The organism is Nocardioides mangrovi (genome assembly GCF_020073815.1).
Classification (GTDB): Bacteria; Actinomycetota; Actinomycetes; order Propionibacteriales; family Nocardioidaceae; genus Nocardioides; species Nocardioides mangrovi.
Window position 1 is genome coordinate 92,852 of sequence record NZ_JAIQZJ010000007.1, and the last position, 15,733, is coordinate 108,584.

Genomic DNA, 15,733 nt, shown 5'->3' on the forward strand with positions numbered 1-15,733 from the left:
CTCGGGGGTCGGGGGCATTCCTGCCGACCAGACTTCCCGGCGCACCGCGACCAGCCTAGTCGTGGGGCGCGCCGCCGGGGGGTGGCGGGGGGGGGGGCGGGGGGGGGCGGGGGCCGGCGAGCCCTGCTTGGGGGGCGCCCGGGCGGTCGGTGGGGGCGGGGCCCCCGGGAGGTGGGTACCGGGTCAGTCCTCGCCCTTGCCGGAGTCGATGCCCTGCGAGATCAGGTCCATCACCGAGCTGTCGGCCAGCGTCGTCACGTCGCCGACCTCGCGGTGCTCGGCGACGTCGCGCAGCAGGCGCCGCATGATCTTGCCGGAGCGGGTCTTCGGCAGCTCGGGGACGATCATGATCTGCCGCGGGGTGGCGATCGGGCCGATCTCCTTGCGGACGTGCTTGCGGAGCTCGGCGACGATGTCGTCGCCACCGTCACCCGCCTCCTCGCGGAGGATGACGAACGCGCAGACCGCCTGGCCGGTGTCCTCGTCCTTGGCGCCGACGACCGCGGCCTCCGCGACCTTCGGGTGGGAGACCAGGGCCGACTCGATCTCGGTGGTCGAGAGCCGGTGGCCGGAGACGTTCATGACGTCGTCCACGCGGCCCAGCACCCAGATGTCGCCGTCGTCGTCCTTCTTCGCGCCGTCGCCGGCGAAGTAGAAGCCCTCCTTGGCGAAGCGGGACCAGTAGGTGTCCTTGAACCGCTCGTCGTCGCCCCAGATGGTGCGCAGCATCGACGGCCACGGCTCGGTCAGCACGAGGTAGCCGCCCGAGCCGTTGGGCACCGGCTCGCCGGCCTCGTTGACGACCTCGGCCGAGACGCCCGGGATCGGCGTCATCGCCGAGCCCGGCTTGCCGGCGGTCACGCCGGGCAGCGGGCTGATCATGATCGAGCCGGTCTCGGTCTGCCACCACGTGTCGACGACCGGGGTGCGGTCGCCGCCGATGACGTGGCGGTACCAGACGTACGCCTCCGGATTGATCGGCTCGCCGACCGAGCCGAGGATGCGCAGCGACGACATGTCGAACCTGTCCGGGATCTCCCGGCCCTGCTTCATGAACGACCGGATCGCCGTCGGTGCCGTGTAGAAGATCGTGACGCCGTAGTCCTGGATGATCTGCCACCACCGGCCGCGCTCGGGGCTGTCGGGCGTGCCTTCGTACATCACCTGCGTCGCGCCGTTGGCGAGCGGCCCGTAGACCATGTAGGAGTGGCCGGTCACCCAGCCGATGTCGGCCGAGCACCAGTAGACGTCGGTCTCCGGCTTGAGGTCGAAGACCGCCCAGTGCGTGTACGACGCCCCAGTGAGGTAGCCGCCGGTGGTGTGCAGGATGCCCTTCGGCTTGCCCGTGGTGCCCGAGGTGTACATGACGTAGAGCGGGTGCTCGGAGTCGAACGCCTCCGGAGTGTGGTCGGTGGAGGCGGCACCGACGGCGTCGTGCCACCAGACGTCGACGTCGTCGTCCCAGGCGACGTCCTGCCCGGTCCGGCGCACGACCAGCACCTTCTCGACCGTGTGTCCCTGGCCCGCGGCCTTCGCGCGGGCCTCGTCGACCGCCGGCTTGAGCGCCGACGGGGCGCCGCGTCGGTAGCCGCCGTCGGAGGTGATGACCACCTTCGCCTGGCAGTCCTCGAGGCGGGAGGCGAGCGCGTCCGCGGAGAAGCCGCCGAAGACCACCGTGTGCGGCGCGCCGATCCGCGCGCAGGCGAGCATCGCGACCACCGCCTCGGGGATCATCGGCAGGTAGATCGCGACCCGGTCGCCGGTCTGCACGCCCAACGAGACGAGTGCGTTGGCGGCCTGCGAGACCTCGTCCTTGAGCTGGGCGTAGGTGATGTCGCGCTTGTCCGCGACCGGCTCGCCGACCCAGTGCAGCGCGACCTTGTCGCCGCGGCCGGCCTCGACGTGGCGGTCGACGCAGTTGTACGCCGCGTTGAGCGTGCCACCGACGTACCACTTCGCGAACGGCGGGTCGTCCCAGTCGAGGACCCGGTCCCACTTCTGGGACCAGTCCAGGCGCTCGGCCTGCTCCGCCCAGAACGCCTCGCGGTCCTGCTTCGCCCGGTCGTACGCCTCCGCCTTCAGGTTGGCGTTGTCGGCGATCTCGGCCGGTGGCTCGAACCGGCGGTCCTCCTTGAGGAGGTTGGACAGCGTTTCGTCGCTCACAGGTCTTCCTCTTCCATCCGGGCAGGTGTGTGCTCCCCGCCACACTAGCCAGCGGGCAGGTTGCCGCGACGTTGCGGTCGGGCGCCTCTCCAGGTCGTGCTAGTGCTGCACGGCCTGCTCGGCGCCTGCGCCGGTGAGGGCGCGGACCTCGAGCTCGGTGTAGCGCTCCTCCGCCGCCGGCTCACGGCTGGTGACGGTGCCGAGCCAGCCGAGGAAGAAGCCGATCGGGATCGACACGATGCCGGGGTTCTCCAGCGGGAACCACGAGATGTCGATGCTGGTGGGCAGCAGCGAGAGGTTCTTCCCGGTCGCCGGGTCGACACCCTTGCCGGACATGATCGGCGAGAAGATCACCAGGCCGACCGAGGCGATCAGGCCGCCGTAGATGCTCCAGACGGCGCCGCGGGTGTTGAAGCGCTTCCAGAACATGTTGTAGAGGATGGCCGGCAGGTTGGCCGACGCGGCGACCGCGAACGCCAGGGCGACGAGGAAGGCGACGTTGAGCCGCTGCGCCGGGATCGCCAGCAGGATCGCGACCAGGCCGATGCCCGCCGCCGCCCAGCGGGCGACGTTGAGCTCGTCCTTCTCCGAGGCCTCGCCCCGGCGCATCACGCCGTTGTAGATGTCGTGGGCGACGCTGACCGACGAGGTCAGGGTGAGCCCCGCGACGACCGCGAGGATCGTCGCGAACGCGACGGCCGAGATCAGCGCCAGGAGCACGGCGCCCCCGGTGGAGCCGTCGCCGCCCCCGACCGCCTCGGCGAGGAGTGGTGAGGCGAGGTTGCCGCCGGATGCCGCGACCTCGGCGTACTTGTCCGAGGACAGCAGGGCCGCGGCGCCGAAGCCCAGGACCAGCGTGAAGAGGTAGAAGACGCCGATCAGGCCGATCGCCCACAGGACCGACTTGCGGGCGTCGCGGGAGGTCGGGACCGTGTAGAAGCGGATCAGGATGTGCGGCAGGCCGGCGGTGCCGAGCACGAGCGCGATCCCCAGCGAGAGGAAGTCGATCTTGCTGGTGTCGCTGACGCCGTACTTGAGCCCGGGCTCGAGGAAGGCGTCGCCCTTGCCGCTGTTGGACGCGGCGGTGCCGAGCAGGTCGGAGAGGTCGAAGCCGAACTTCGCGAGCACCAGCACCACGATCAGCGCCGAGCCCGCCATCAGCAGCACGGCCTTGACGATCTGCACCCAGGTGGTGCCCTTCATGCCGCCGACCGTGACGTAGAAGATCATCAGGGCGCCGACCGCGAAGATGGTGATGTTCTTGGCGGTGTCGCCGCTGACGTCGAGCAGCAGCGCGACCAGGGCGCCGGCACCGACCATCTGCGCGAGCAGGTAGAAGATCGAGACGACGACGGTCGAGGTCGCCGCCGCGGTGCGGACCGGGCGCTGGCGCATCCGGAACGCGAGCTGGTCGGCCATCGTGTAGCGGCCGGAGTTGCGCAGCATCTCGGCCACCAGGAGCAGCGCGACGAGCCAGGCGACGAGGAAGCCGATCGAGTAGAGGAAGCCGTCGTACCCGCTCAGGGCGATGGCGCCGGAGATGCCGAGGAACGACGCGGCGGACATGTAGTCGCCGCCGATCGCGAGGCCGTTCTGGACGCCGGAGAAGCTGCGGCCGCCGGCGTAGAAGTCCGCGGCCCCCGAGGTCTGCCGGCTCGCCCAGAAGGTGATCCCGACGGTGATCGCGACGACCGTCAGGAAGAGCGTGGTGGTGAGCACCTGGTCGCTGTCCATGTCAGCCGCGTCCCTTCATCTCGGCGATGTACTGCTCGTCGAGGCTTCGCGCGAGCGGGTCGAGCCGCGCGGTCGAGAAGCGGCTGTAGAGCCAGGCGAGGAGGAACGTCGTCAGGAACTGGAGCAGTCCGAAGACGAGGGCGACGTTCACGTTGCCCCACAGCCGGTGGCTCATGAAGTCGTGCGCCCAGTTGCTCATCACGACGTAGAGCAGGTACCAGCTCAGGAAGGCGATGGTGGCCGGGAAGACGAAGCCCCGGTAGCGCCGCCGCAGCTCGACGAAGTCGGGCTCCTCGTGGAGGTGGTCGTAGATCGGGTCGTGCCTGGCCGCCTGGTCACGCGGCTCGCTCGATGTGGTCACGGGTCGCCCCTCTCGCACTGGATGTGACGGCCGTCACGGTAGGAGCGGGACGCGATCCGGGTCAGCGGGTGCGGCGCGGCCCCGCGCCCAGCGGTGGCGTCGTGCGACGAGCGGTCGGACCCGCACGACGAACGGTGAGGTCGTGAGGACTGTGAGGCGGTGAGGACAAGTTGACGCTTCCGGTACGGCGATCTGTGTCGGGTGTTACCTCCGCACCCGAGCGTGGTGGGCACCCCATCCCACAGGAGCGCAGCCATGACCCTCATCGACAACCGTGCGGACGCCGCGACGACGGCGCCCGCGCGTGCCCACTGGATCGACGACTGGCGTCCGGAGGACCCGGCCTTCTGGGAGGGAGGCGGCAAGCGGGTCGCGCGCCGCAACCTGATCTGGTCGATCTTCGCCGAGCACCTCGGCTTCTCGGTCTGGCTCATCTGGAGCGTGAGCTCGGCCTTCCTGCTGGCGATGGGCTTCGAGTTCACCCCGCAGCAGCTCTTCTTCCTCGTCGCGCTGCCCAACCTGGTCGGGTCGCTGCTGCGCCTGCCCTACACGTTCGCGGTGCCGCGCTTCGGCGGCCGCAACTGGACGATGGTCAGCGCCGCGCTGCTGCTGATCCCGACGCTGCTCTTCGCGATCGCCGTGCAGCACCCCGGTACGCCGTACTGGGCCTTCTGCCTGATCGCCGCGACGGCGGGCTTCGGCGGCGGCAACTTCGCCAGCTCGATGGCGAACATCAACTTCTTCTACCCGGCCGACAAGAAGGGCACCGCGCTCGGGCTCAACGCGGCCGGCGGCAACGCGGGTGTCTCGATCATCCAGCTCCTGCTGCCGGTGATGATCGGCGGTGCGGGGATCTTCGGGCTGGTCAAGGCCAGCGAGGGCGGCATCCACCTGGAGACCGCCGGCTACGTCTACGCCGGGCTGGCCGTGCTCGCGACGGTCGCGGCGTACCTGTGGATGGACAACCTGACCGGCGCGACCTCCAAGCCGCGGGAGCAGCTGGCCGTGGTGCGCAAGCCGCACACCTGGATCATGGCGTTCCTCTACATCGGCACGTTCGGGTCGTTCATCGGCTACTCGGCCGCGATGCCGCTGCTCATCAAGCTCAACTTCTGGGTCGCGGACCCCGCGCCGCTCGGCACCGGCATCTACTTCGCCTACTACGCCTTCCTCGGTGCGGGGGTCGGCTCGGTGATGCGGCCGTTCGGCGGCTGGCTCGCCGACAAGTACGGCGGCGCGAAGATCACGCTGATCGCCCTGCTCGGCATGGTCGCCTTCACCCTCGCCGTGCTGGTGACGCTCATGCAGCTGACGCCCAACCCGACCGCCGACCCGGCGATCGCCAGCGACAACCAGTCGCTCTTCCCCTGGTTCCTGGCGTTCTTCCTGGTCATCTTCGCCTTCACCGGCGTCGGCAACGGGTCGGCGTACAAGATGATCCCGGCGATCTGGCGGCGCGAGGCGGAGGCGAGCACCGCGGGTGGCGGCCCCGAGCGCGCAGCGGCGCTCGACGCGGCGACCAAGGAGTCCTCGGCGGCTCTCGGCGTCGTCGGCTCGGCCGGTGCGCTCGGCGGCTTCCTGATCCCGATCGCGTTCAGCTCGCCGTGGGTCGACGACCCGATGGCGGCGACGAAGAGCGCGTTCGTGGTCTTCACCGCCTACTACGTCGTCTGCGCCGTCGTCTGCTGGGCGGTCTACCTGCGCAAGCCGGCCAAGGCGACCTCGCTCGCCGTCGCCGGGGTCTAGGCCGTCCACCGATGACGAAGACCCACTGCCCCTACTGCTCGCTGCAGTGCGGCATGGACCTCGCTCGGGAGGGCCGTGCTCTGGAGGTCCGGCCCTGGACGGAGTTCCCCGTGAACCAGGGGGCGCTCTGCCGCAAGGGCTGGACCTCCACGGGGCTGCGCGGCCACCGCGAGCGGCTGACCACGCCGCTGGTGCGCGACCGGGCGACCGGCGAGCTGCGCGCGGCCGGCTGGGACGAGGCGCTCGACCTCGTCGCCGGCCAGCTCCGCGAGCTGCGGGCGTCGTACGGCGCCGACGCGGTGGGGGTCTTCGGGGGCGGCGGGCTGACCAACGAGAAGGCCTACAGCCTCGGCAAGCTCGCCCGGGTCGCGCTCGGCACCTCGCAGGTCGACTACAACGGCCGGTGGTGCATGTCGTCCGCGGCCTCGGCGGCCAACCGGGCCCTCGGGATCGACCGTGGGCTGCCGTTCCCGCTGACCGACGTCGAGCAGACCGACGTGCTGGTGCTGGTCGGCTCCAACCTCGCCGAGACGATGCCGCCGGCCGCGCGGCACCTCGACGCGCTGCGCGCCCGTGGCGGTCACGTCGTCGTGATCGACCCGCGGCGGACGGCGACCGCCGAGCGGGCGGACACGTTCCTGCAGCCGGTGCCCGGCACCGACCTCGCGCTCGCGCTTGGGCTGCTGCACCTGCTCGACGCGGCCGGCGCCGTCGACGAGGAGTACGTCGCCGCGCGCACCGTCGGCTGGGCCGAGGTGCGGGCCGCCGTCGCCTCGTGGTGGCCCGAGCGGGTCGAGCGGGTCAGCGGCGTCGAAACGGCGCAACTGCGCCGACTGGCCGAGCTGCTGGCCGACGCGGAGAAGGTCACGATCCTCACCGCTCGCGGCGCCGAGCAGCACGCGCAGGGCACCGACACCGTGCTCGCCTGGATCGACGTCGCGCTCGCGCTCGGGATGCCCGGCAGGCCACACGCCGGCTACGGCTGCCTGACCGGCCAGGGCAACGGGCAGGGCGGCCGCGAGCACGGGCAGAAGGCGGACCAGCTGCCCGGCTACCGGATGATCGACGACCCCGCCGCGCGCGAGCACGTCGCCGGCGTGTGGGGCGTCGACCCGTCCTCGCTGCCCGGGCCGGGGCGCTCGGCGTACGAGCTCCTCGACGCGCTCGGCACCGACGACGGGCCGAGGGCGCTGCTGGTCTTCGGCTCCAACATCGTCGTCTCCGCGCCGAACGCCACCCACGTCACCTCGCGGCTGGCCGACCTCGACCTGCTCGTCGTCGCCGACCTCGTGATGAGCGAGACCGCAGCGCTCGCCGACGTGGTGCTGCCGGTGACCCAGTGGGCCGAGGAGACCGGCACGATGACCAACCTCGAGGGCCGGGTGATCCTGCGTCAGCAGGCGGCCTCCCCGCCCTCCGGCGTACGGTCCGACCTCGACGTCATCGCCGGTCTCGCGGCCCGGCTGGGGCACGACTTCGCGGCCGACCCCGAGGCGGTCTTCGCCGAGCTGGGCCGCGCGTCCGCCGGTGGCCGGGCGGACTACTCCGCGATCAGCTACGACCGGATCCGCGAGGAGCACGGCGTCTTCTGGGGGACGGAGCGGATGTTCGGCTCGTCGTTCGCACACCCCGACGGCCGGGCGCGCTTCGTCGCGGTCGAGCACCGCGGCCCCGCCGAGCCGGTCGACCCGACGTACCCGCTCCACCTGACGACGGGCCGGGTGCTCGCGCAGTACCAGTCCGGCGCCCAGACCCGCCGGATCGCGGACCTGCCCGACGACGGGCCCTTCGTCGAGCTGCACCCGATGCTCGCCGACCGGATCGGGGCGTACGACGGGCGCCCGGTCGTCGTGACCACCCGCCGCGGCGAGCTCAAGGCGCCGGCACGGGTCGTCGACACCATCCGCCCCGACACGGTCTTCGTGCCGTTCCACTGGGTCGGCGCCAACAAGCTGACCAACGACGCGCTCGACCCGTCGAGCCGGATGCCGGAGTTCAAGGTCTGCGCGTGCGCGGTGACCGCATGAAACACACCCCACGGCGTTCTTCGCCTCCCCCGCTTCGCTCCGCCGTCGAACAACGCCGCGGGGACCCCGAAAAGCGGACCGTGATCGTCGGCGCCGGCATGGCGGCGGTGCGGCTCGCGCAGGAGCTGCCGGACGTCACGCTGCTGGGCGACGAGGCGCACCCGCCGTACAACCGGATCCTGCTGTCGGCGGTGCTCGAGGGCACCCACGACCCCGACGCGATCCGGATGGCGGTGCCGGAGGGCATCGACCTGCGGCTCGGCGCCCGGGCCGTGGAGATCCACCGCGAGGAGCGGGAGGTCGAGCTCGCCGACCGGAGCCGGGTGCCCTACGACCGGCTGGTGCTGGCGACCGGCAGCATCCCGACGCTGCCGCCGATCCGCGGACTGGTGCGGGTCGACGGCCGGCTCGACGGGCGGGTGCACGCCTTCCGGACCCTCGACGACTGCCTCCGGCTCGATGCCGCGGTGCCGACCGCCCGGCGGGCGGTCGTCGTCGGCGGCGGGCTGCTCGGGCTCCAGGTCGCGCGGGCCCTCGCCGTCCGCGGTGTCGCCACCGAGGTCGTCGAGGGCGGCGACCACCTGCTCCGCAGCCAGGTCGACGCCAAGGCCGGCGCGATCCTGGCCCGCGACCTGAAGCGGCTCGGCACCGCCGTCTACACCGGTGCCCGCGCCACCCGGCTGACCGACGCCGGCCTCGTCCTGGACAACGGCTACACCCTCGAGACCGACCTCGTCGTGCTCACCGCCGGTGGCCGCCCGTCGACCGCGCTCGCCCGTCGCGCCGGCCTCGACGTACGCCGCGGCGTCGTGATCGACGACCAGCTGCGCACCAGCGACCCGCACGTCCACGCGATCGGCGACTGCGCCCAGCGTGGCGACCAGGTCACCGGCTTCGTGCCGCCCGCGTGGGAGCAGGCCGGCGTCCTCGCGCGGGTGCTGCGCGGCGAGGCCGCGTCGTACGACGGAGCCCGCACGGTCGCCCGGCTGCGCGCCACCGACCTCGACGTCGCCGTGCTCGGCGACCCCGAGCGCGCGGACGGCCACGTCGTCGAGGTGTCCAACCCGGTCACCGGGAGCCATCGCAAGCTGGTCGTCAGCGACGGCGTCATCGTCGGCGCCACGCTGGTCGGCGACCTCTCCCGCATCGGCCTGATCACCCAGCACTACGACCGCGCCACCGTGCTCGGCCCGACCGAGCCCGGCGCCCTGCTGATGCCGCCGGCGACCGCCGGTCCCGTCGTCCTCCCGGACGACGCCGAGGTCTGCGCCTGCGCCGGCGTCAGCGCCGGCCGGGTGCGCGCGTGCGCCTCGGTCGAGGAGGCCCGGGCCACCACCCGTGCGACCACCGGTTGCGGCGGCTGTGCCGGGACCGTCCGCGAGCTCGTCCTGGAAGGAGCCTCTGCATGAGCCCGCAGTACCGCAAGAAGATCGTCGTCGTCGGCCACGGCATGGTCGGCCACCGCTTCGTGCAGGCCGCCGTCGAGCGCGGCCTCACCGAGACCCACGACATCGTGGTCGTCGGCGAGGAGCCGCGCCCGGCGTACGACCGCGTCGTCCTCACCTCCTTCTTCGAGGTCGGCGCCGAGGCGCTGTCCTTCCTGCCGGAGGGCGAGTACGACGACCCGAGGGTCCGGCTCGTGCTCGGCACCGAGGTCGAGGGCTTCGACCCCGAGACGCGCACCGTGCTGCTCGACGGCGGCGAGGTCGTCCAGTACGACGAGCTCGTGCTGGCCACCGGTGCCGCGCCGTTCGTGCCGCCGGTGCCGGGCCACGACCTGCCGGGCTGCTTCGTCTACCGCACCATCGAGGACCTGGAGGCGATCCGCGAGGCCGCCGCGGGGGCGAGCGTCGGCGCGGTGATCGGCGGCGGGCTCCTCGGCCTCGAGGCCGCCAACGCCCTGCGCCAGCTCGGCCTCGAGACCCATGTCGTGGAGATGGCGCCACGGCTGATGGCGGTCCAGGTCGACGACGCCGGCGGCGCGACGCTGGCCCGCCACATCGAGTCCCTCGGCCTGAGCGTGCACACCAACGCGATGACGTCGGCGGTCGTCGAGGGCGCCGACGGTCGAGCCGTCGGGCTCGCGCTGAAGGAGGCCGCCACGATCCCCGCCGAGGTCGTCGTGTTCTCGGCCGGCATCCGCCCGCGCGACGCGCTCGCCAGGGCCGCCGGTCTCGACCTCGCCGAGCGAGGCGGGGTGCTCGTCGACGAGCAGGGCCGCTCCTCCGACCCGCACGTCTGGGCGATCGGGGAGTGTGCGGCGCCGGGCGGCCGGATGTACGGCCTGGTCGCGCCCGGCTACGCGATGGCCGAGGTCGCGGTCGATGCGATGCTCGGCGGCCCGGGCGCCTTCACCGGCGCCGACATGTCCACCAAGCTCAAGCTGATGGGCGTCGACGTCGCGAGCTTCGGCGACGCCTTCGCGACCACGCCCGGTGCGCTGGAGCTCGTCTACTCCGACGCCGTCGCGGGCGTCTACAAGAAGCTGGTCATCTCCGAGGACGGCACCCGCCTGCTGGGTGGCGTGCTCGTCGGCGACGCCTCGGCGTACGGCGTGCTGCGGCCGATGGTCGCCTCCGGCATCGCGCTCCCCGACAACCCCGAGGACCTGATCCTGCCGGCGGGTCGGGGCGCGGCCGACATCGGTCTCCCCGACGAGGCGCAGGTCTGCTCCTGCAACGACGTCAGCAAGGGCGACATCGTCGCGGCGGCCGCGGCGGGGGAGACCACCCGCGCCGGCAGCACCTGCGGCTCCTGCAAGGTGCAGACGAAGAAGATCATCGAGGACTACTACGCCAGCCAGGGCCAGGAGGTCGACCGCAGCATCTGCGAGCACTTCCCGCTGACCCGGCAGGAGCTCTTCGACGTCGTCGCGGTGCACGGGCACCGCAGCTTCGACCAGGTCGTCGAGGCGCACGGCACCGGCCGCGGCTGCGACGTCTGCAAGCCGGTGATCGCGTCCATCCTCGCGAGCCAGCTCAACGGACACGTGCTCGAGGGGGACCGCCGTACCCTCCAGGACACCAACGACGCCTACCTCGCCAACATCCAGCGCAACGGCACCTACTCCGTCGTCCCGCGCATCCCGGGCGGCGAGATCACGCCCGACAAGCTGATCGTGATCGGCGAGGTGGCGCGCGACTTCGGGCTCTACACGAAGATCACCGGCGGCCAGCGAATCGACCTCTTCGGCGCCCGGATGGAGCAGCTGCCGGAGATCTGGCGGCGGCTCGTCGACGCGGGCTTCGAGTCCGGCCACGCCTACGGCAAGGCGCTGCGCACGGTGAAGTCGTGCGTCGGGTCCACCTGGTGCCGGTACGGCGTGCAGGACTCGGTGCAGCTGGCCATCGACCTGGAGCTGCGCTACCGCGGGCTCCGGTCGCCGCACAAGCTCAAGGGCGGGGTCAGCGGCTGCGCCCGCGAGTGCGCGGAGGCGCGGGCCAAGGACTTCGGCGTCATCGCGACCGAGCAGGGCTGGAACCTCTACGTCGGCGGCAACGGCGGCGCCACGCCCGCCCACGCGCGGCTGCTGGCCGGCGACCTCGACCGGGAGACCCTGATCCGCTACCTCGACCGCTACCTCATGTACTACATCCGCACCGCCGACCGGCTCCAGCGCACGGCCCCCTGGATCGACTCCCTCGACGGCGGTCTCGACCGGGTGCGGGAGGTCGTCGTCGACGACGCGCTCGGGCTCGGGTCGGAGCTGGAGGCGGCGATGGCCCGGCACGTCGACACCTACTTCGACGAGTGGAAGGCGACCATCGACGACCCGGAGAAGCTCGAGCGCTTCGTGTCGTTCGTCAACGCCCCCGACGTACCCGACCCGCACATCAGCTTCCGCGACGAGCGCGGCCAGATCGCGCCCGAGGACTCGTCCGGACCGGTCTCGCTGGGCACGACGATCCCGGTGGGTGCGCCGTGACCACCTCCACCGACCGCTCGACGTACACGGCCGTCTGCCGGCTCGACCAGATCGAGGTCGAGGGCGGCGTCACCGCGCTGGTGGACGGCGCCGCGGTCGCAATCTTCCGGACACACGACGGCAATGTCTACGCGATGTCCAACTACGACCCTTGTTCCCGAGCATCGGTGCTGGCACGCGGGATCGTCGGCACGCGTGGTGACGTTCCCTTCGTGGCCTCGCCGATGCACAAGCAGGCCTTCGACCTGCGCACCGGACAGTGCCTCGACGACGCGGACGTCCGGGTCCCGACGTTCGACGTGCGCGTCGACGACGGGATCGTCCTCGTCGGTCCACCGCAGGAGCACCCGTGACTGAATCCCTTCCGTTGAGCGGCTTCCGGATCGGCGTGACCGCGGCCCGGAAGGTCGACGAGCAGGTCGGGCTGCTGGAGCGCCGGGGCGCCACGGTCGAGTGGGCGCCGGCGCTGTCGCTGGACCCCAACCGGATCGACGACGACCGGCTGCGGGCCGCGACCGAGGAGGTGCTGGCCCGGCCGGTCGACATGTTCCTGGCCACGACCGGCATCGGCATGAAGTCGTGGCTCGACGCGGCCGAGCGGTGGGGCCTCCTGGAGCCGCTGCTGGAGTCGCTGGGGTCGGCGGAGATCCTGGCCCGCGGTCCGAAGAGCGTGGGGGCTCTCCGGCGCCGCGGGCTGCGCGAGCTGTGGGCGCCGGAGTCGGAGTGCTTCGAGGACGTGCTCGAGCACCTGCGTGGGCGACCGCTGGAGGGCCGTCGGATCGTGGTGCAGGAGCACGGCCAGTCGCTGTCGATGGTCGCGCACGCGCTGCGCCGCCAGGGTGCCGACGTCACCACGGTGACGGTCTACCGGGTGGAGCCGGCCGCGGACCTCGAGCCGATGTTCAAGCTGGTCGACCTGGTCTGCGAACGGGCGCTGGACGCGGTGACCTTCACCTCCGCCCCGGCGGTCGCGTCGCTGATGGACGCGGCCGGGCCGACCGGGCGCCGCGAGGAGCTGGTGTCGGCCTTCCAGGCCGACGTCGTCGCCTCCTGCGTGGGGCCGGTGACGGCGGCGGCGTTCGAGATGTGGGGGGTGCCCTCGATCTACCCCGAGCGGTCCCGGCTGACCGCCATGGTCAAGCAGCTGGAGGTCGAGCTGCCCTCGCGACGGTCCGGCCTCACCGTCGAGCTCGCCGGCGGCCACCAGCTGCTGCTGCACGGCGAGGACGTGCTGCTCGACGGGCACGAGGTGAAGCTCTCGCCGGCCCCGGCGGCGGTCCTGCACGCGCTGCTCGCCAACCCCGGCAACGTCGTCTCCCGCCCGGCACTGCTGGCGATGCTGCCCTCGGGTACGGCGGGCTCCGAGCACGCCGTCGAGATGGCGGTCGCCCGGCTGCGGGCGGCGCTCGGTACCCGCGCCGTCCAGACAGTCGTCAAGCGCGGCTACCGGTTGGCGGTCGCGTCGTGAGGCTGGTGACGGTCGCGCACGGCACGCGCACGCCGGCGGGCAACTCGGTCGCGCGGGCGCTGACCGGTGCGGCCGGCACCCGGCTCGGCCTGCCCTGGGTGGCGTCCTTCGTCGAGCTGGCGACGCCGCTCTACTCCTCCCTCCCACCCGAGCCCTCCGTGGTCGTCCCGCTGCTGCTCTCGACCGGCCACCACGTCCGGGTCGACCTCGCCGGCCAGCGGCCGCTCGGCCCCGACCCGCTGCTCGCCGAGGCGCAGGTCGCACGGCTGGTCGGCGCCGGCGCCGCCGCGGGCCAGCCGGTGGTGATGGTCGCCGCCGGCTCGAACGACGCCCTCGCCACCCGCGACCTGATGCTCGCCGCCGCCTACCTGGCCGAGGCCTGGGGCGGCCCGGTGCGGCTGGCCACGCTGTCCGGCCGGGGGCGGCGCCCCGCGGACGTCGTCCGCCCGGGTGACGCGGTCTCGCCGTACCTGCTCGCCCCCGGCTTCTTCGCCCGTCGCTGTCGCGCGGAGTCTCCGGGCGCGCTCGTCGCCGACGTGATCGGCGCCCATCCCGCCGTCGTCGACCTGGTCGTCGAGCGCGCGTCCGAGCAGCTGGCGGGGCGGCGGACGGCCTAGGGGGAGTTTCATCGGCCGGCCGATGAAACTCACTCCGGGACGATGAAGCTTCGTCGTCCAGGCGCGAGTTTCGTCGGCCAGCCGGGTCCGGCCTCTAGCGTGAGACCGATGACCACCGACCCGCGGCTGCCGATCCTCGACGACGAGACCCGGGCGTTCTACGCCGCCCGCGTGCCCGGCCGCGGCCCGGCCGGCCCCGAGGAGCTGGAGGCGGTGCGCGCCGCCGTACCCGCGCCCGAGCCGTCCGTGCCGCCCGCGGTCGAGGCGACGGCCGACGCGGAGGGCCGGCGGGTCCCGGTGCGGATCCACGTGCCGTCCGGCGCTCCGCGCGGGGTGCTGCTCGACCTGCATGGCGGCGGGTTCTACCTGGGCACGGCCGCCGCGGACGACGTGCGCAACCAGCGACGCGCGCAGCTCTTCGGGTGGGCGGTCGTCAGCGTCGACTACCGGCTGGCGCCCGAGCACCCGTGGCCGGCCGCGCCGGACGACGCGGAGACCGCGGCGCTCTGGCTGGTCGAGCACGTCGAGGCCCGCTTCGGCACCCCCCGCGTCGCGATGGTCGGCTTCTCGGCCGGCGCCACGCTGGCGATGACCACCCTGCTCCGCCTGCGCGACCGCGGCGTCCCGATCGCCGGCGGCGTGCTGCAGGCGGGCACCTACGACCTCAGCGGCCGGACGCCGGCCGGCCGGCTGATCGCCGACGAGTGGTTCCTCGAGGCGTACGCCGGGGACGCCCCGGACCGCACGCACCCTGACCTGTCGCCGGTCTTCGCCGACCCGTCCGGGCTGCCGCCGGTGCTGATGGTCGTCGGGGAGCACGACCTGCTGCTGGCGGACAACCGGGCGATGGCCGCGCGGCTGTCCGAGGCCGGGGTCGACGTCGACCTGCGCGTCTACCCGGGCGTGCCGCACGGCTTCGTCGGGCACCCGACGCCGATGGCCGCCGCCGCGCTGGACGACATCGGGTCCTGGCTGACCGACCTCGGGTGACGGGTCAGCCCGGGTCAGCCCGGGTCAGCCCGGGTCAGTCGGGGTCGGGCTCGCCGGTCGGGTCGACGGCGGCGTCGTCGGCGAGATGAGGACCGCCGAGCGGGTCGCCGGACCAGCCGGTCACCTCCCACGCGCCCGGTCGACCGTCGAGGACGACGGCGCCGGTGTTGCGCAGACGCTGGTCGCGCGGGCCGCCGTGGCGGGAGGCGAAGGTGCGGATCGCCGCGCCGTGGCTGACCGCGACGAGCGTGGCGTCCGCGGGGTGTCCGTCGGCGAGGTCGCGTACGGCGTCGTCGTAGCGGCCGACGAACTCGTGGCCGTCCTCGGCGCCCGGCATCCGCGCGGCGAGGTCGCCCGCGATCCAGGCGGCCACGGTGTCGGCGTACGCCTCGATCGACTCCTCGGCGGTGTGCATCTCCAGTGAGCCAGCCGCGATCTCCTCGAGCCCCTCGCTGATCGCCACGTCGAGGCCGCGGGCGGTGGCCAGCGGCGCGGCGGTCAGCTGGGTGCGGACCAGCGGCGAGGCGTGGATGGCCGCGATCCGCACCGTGGTGAGCACCGCGGGGAGTGCCTCGGCCTGGCGGTGGCCGAGCGGCGTCAGCGGCGCCCCGGGCCGGGCGGTGTCGAGCGCGCCCGCGACGTTGGACGGCGTCTCGCCGTGGCGGATCAGGATCAGGCGCACACGGCCAGCCTACGGAGGGC

At 72.9% G+C, this 15,733-nt stretch carries 12 protein-coding genes; 8 read left to right on the forward strand and 4 right to left on the reverse strand.

The window, feature by feature from the left end:
• Positions 1-183 precede the first annotated feature (183 nt).
• The 3 genes from acs to K8U61_RS12995 all read right to left on the reverse strand — a co-directional run bounded on the left by acs (position 184) and on the right by K8U61_RS12995 (position 4,258).
• Positions 184-2,163 carry an acetate--CoA ligase gene (acs, locus tag K8U61_RS12985; RefSeq protein ID WP_224123454.1) on the reverse strand — a complete coding sequence of 660 codons (1,980 nt, stop codon included), beginning with the start codon at positions 2,161-2,163 and terminating at the stop codon, positions 184-186.
• 99 nt (positions 2,164-2,262) lie between these two features.
• Positions 2,263-3,897, reverse strand: a complete 1,635-nt coding sequence (locus tag K8U61_RS12990) for a monocarboxylic acid transporter (RefSeq protein WP_224123455.1) — start codon at positions 3,895-3,897, stop codon at positions 2,263-2,265.
• A 1-nt stretch (position 3,898) separates the two neighbouring features.
• Positions 3,899-4,258: a DUF485 domain-containing protein gene (locus tag K8U61_RS12995; RefSeq protein WP_224123456.1), complete on the reverse strand. Its 360-nt coding sequence runs from the start codon at positions 4,256-4,258 to the stop codon at positions 3,899-3,901.
• A gap of 255 nt (positions 4,259-4,513) precedes the next feature.
• On the opposite strand from K8U61_RS12995, the gene K8U61_RS13000 reads away from it, so the two are divergent.
• From K8U61_RS13000 to K8U61_RS13035, 8 genes are all read left to right on the forward strand, one after another.
• Positions 4,514-6,004 carry an MFS transporter gene (locus K8U61_RS13000; protein WP_224123457.1) on the forward strand — a complete coding sequence of 497 codons (1,491 nt, stop codon included), beginning with the start codon at positions 4,514-4,516 and terminating at the stop codon, positions 6,002-6,004.
• A gap of 11 nt (positions 6,005-6,015) precedes the next feature.
• Positions 6,016-8,031 (forward strand): molybdopterin oxidoreductase family protein, encoded by a 2,016-nt coding sequence (locus K8U61_RS13005; protein ID WP_224123458.1) that lies wholly within the window; start codon positions 6,016-6,018, stop codon positions 8,029-8,031.
• An 80-nt stretch (positions 8,032-8,111) separates the two neighbouring features.
• Positions 8,112-9,440, forward strand: coding sequence for an FAD-dependent oxidoreductase (locus tag K8U61_RS13010; RefSeq protein ID WP_224123459.1), 1,329 nt, complete (start codon positions 8,112-8,114; stop codon positions 9,438-9,440).
• Positions 9,437-11,956 (forward strand): nitrite reductase large subunit NirB, encoded by a 2,520-nt coding sequence (gene nirB / locus K8U61_RS13015; RefSeq protein WP_224123460.1) that lies wholly within the window; start codon positions 9,437-9,439, stop codon positions 11,954-11,956. The genes K8U61_RS13010 and nirB overlap by 4 nt, the downstream gene beginning before the upstream one ends.
• Positions 11,953-12,309: a nitrite reductase small subunit NirD gene (nirD, locus tag K8U61_RS13020; protein WP_224123461.1), complete on the forward strand. Its 357-nt coding sequence runs from the start codon at positions 11,953-11,955 to the stop codon at positions 12,307-12,309. The genes nirB and nirD overlap by 4 nt, the downstream gene beginning before the upstream one ends.
• Positions 12,306-13,424, forward strand: coding sequence for a uroporphyrinogen-III synthase (locus K8U61_RS13025; RefSeq protein WP_224123462.1), 1,119 nt, complete (start codon positions 12,306-12,308; stop codon positions 13,422-13,424). The genes nirD and K8U61_RS13025 overlap by 4 nt, the downstream gene beginning before the upstream one ends.
• Complete coding sequence (locus tag K8U61_RS13030) at positions 13,421-14,041, forward strand: sirohydrochlorin chelatase (protein ID WP_224123463.1); 621 nt, start codon at positions 13,421-13,423, stop codon at positions 14,039-14,041. The genes K8U61_RS13025 and K8U61_RS13030 overlap by 4 nt, the downstream gene beginning before the upstream one ends.
• A 108-nt stretch (positions 14,042-14,149) precedes the next feature.
• Entirely contained in the window at positions 14,150-15,031 is an 882-nt protein-coding gene (locus tag K8U61_RS13035) for an alpha/beta hydrolase (protein WP_224123464.1), read from the forward strand.
• Positions 15,032-15,065: 34 nt separating this feature from the next.
• On the opposite strand, the gene K8U61_RS13040 is transcribed toward K8U61_RS13035, so the two are convergent.
• Positions 15,066-15,713 (reverse strand): histidine phosphatase family protein, encoded by a 648-nt coding sequence (locus K8U61_RS13040; protein WP_224123465.1) that lies wholly within the window; start codon positions 15,711-15,713, stop codon positions 15,066-15,068.
• Between the last annotated feature and the right edge of the window lie 20 nt (positions 15,714-15,733).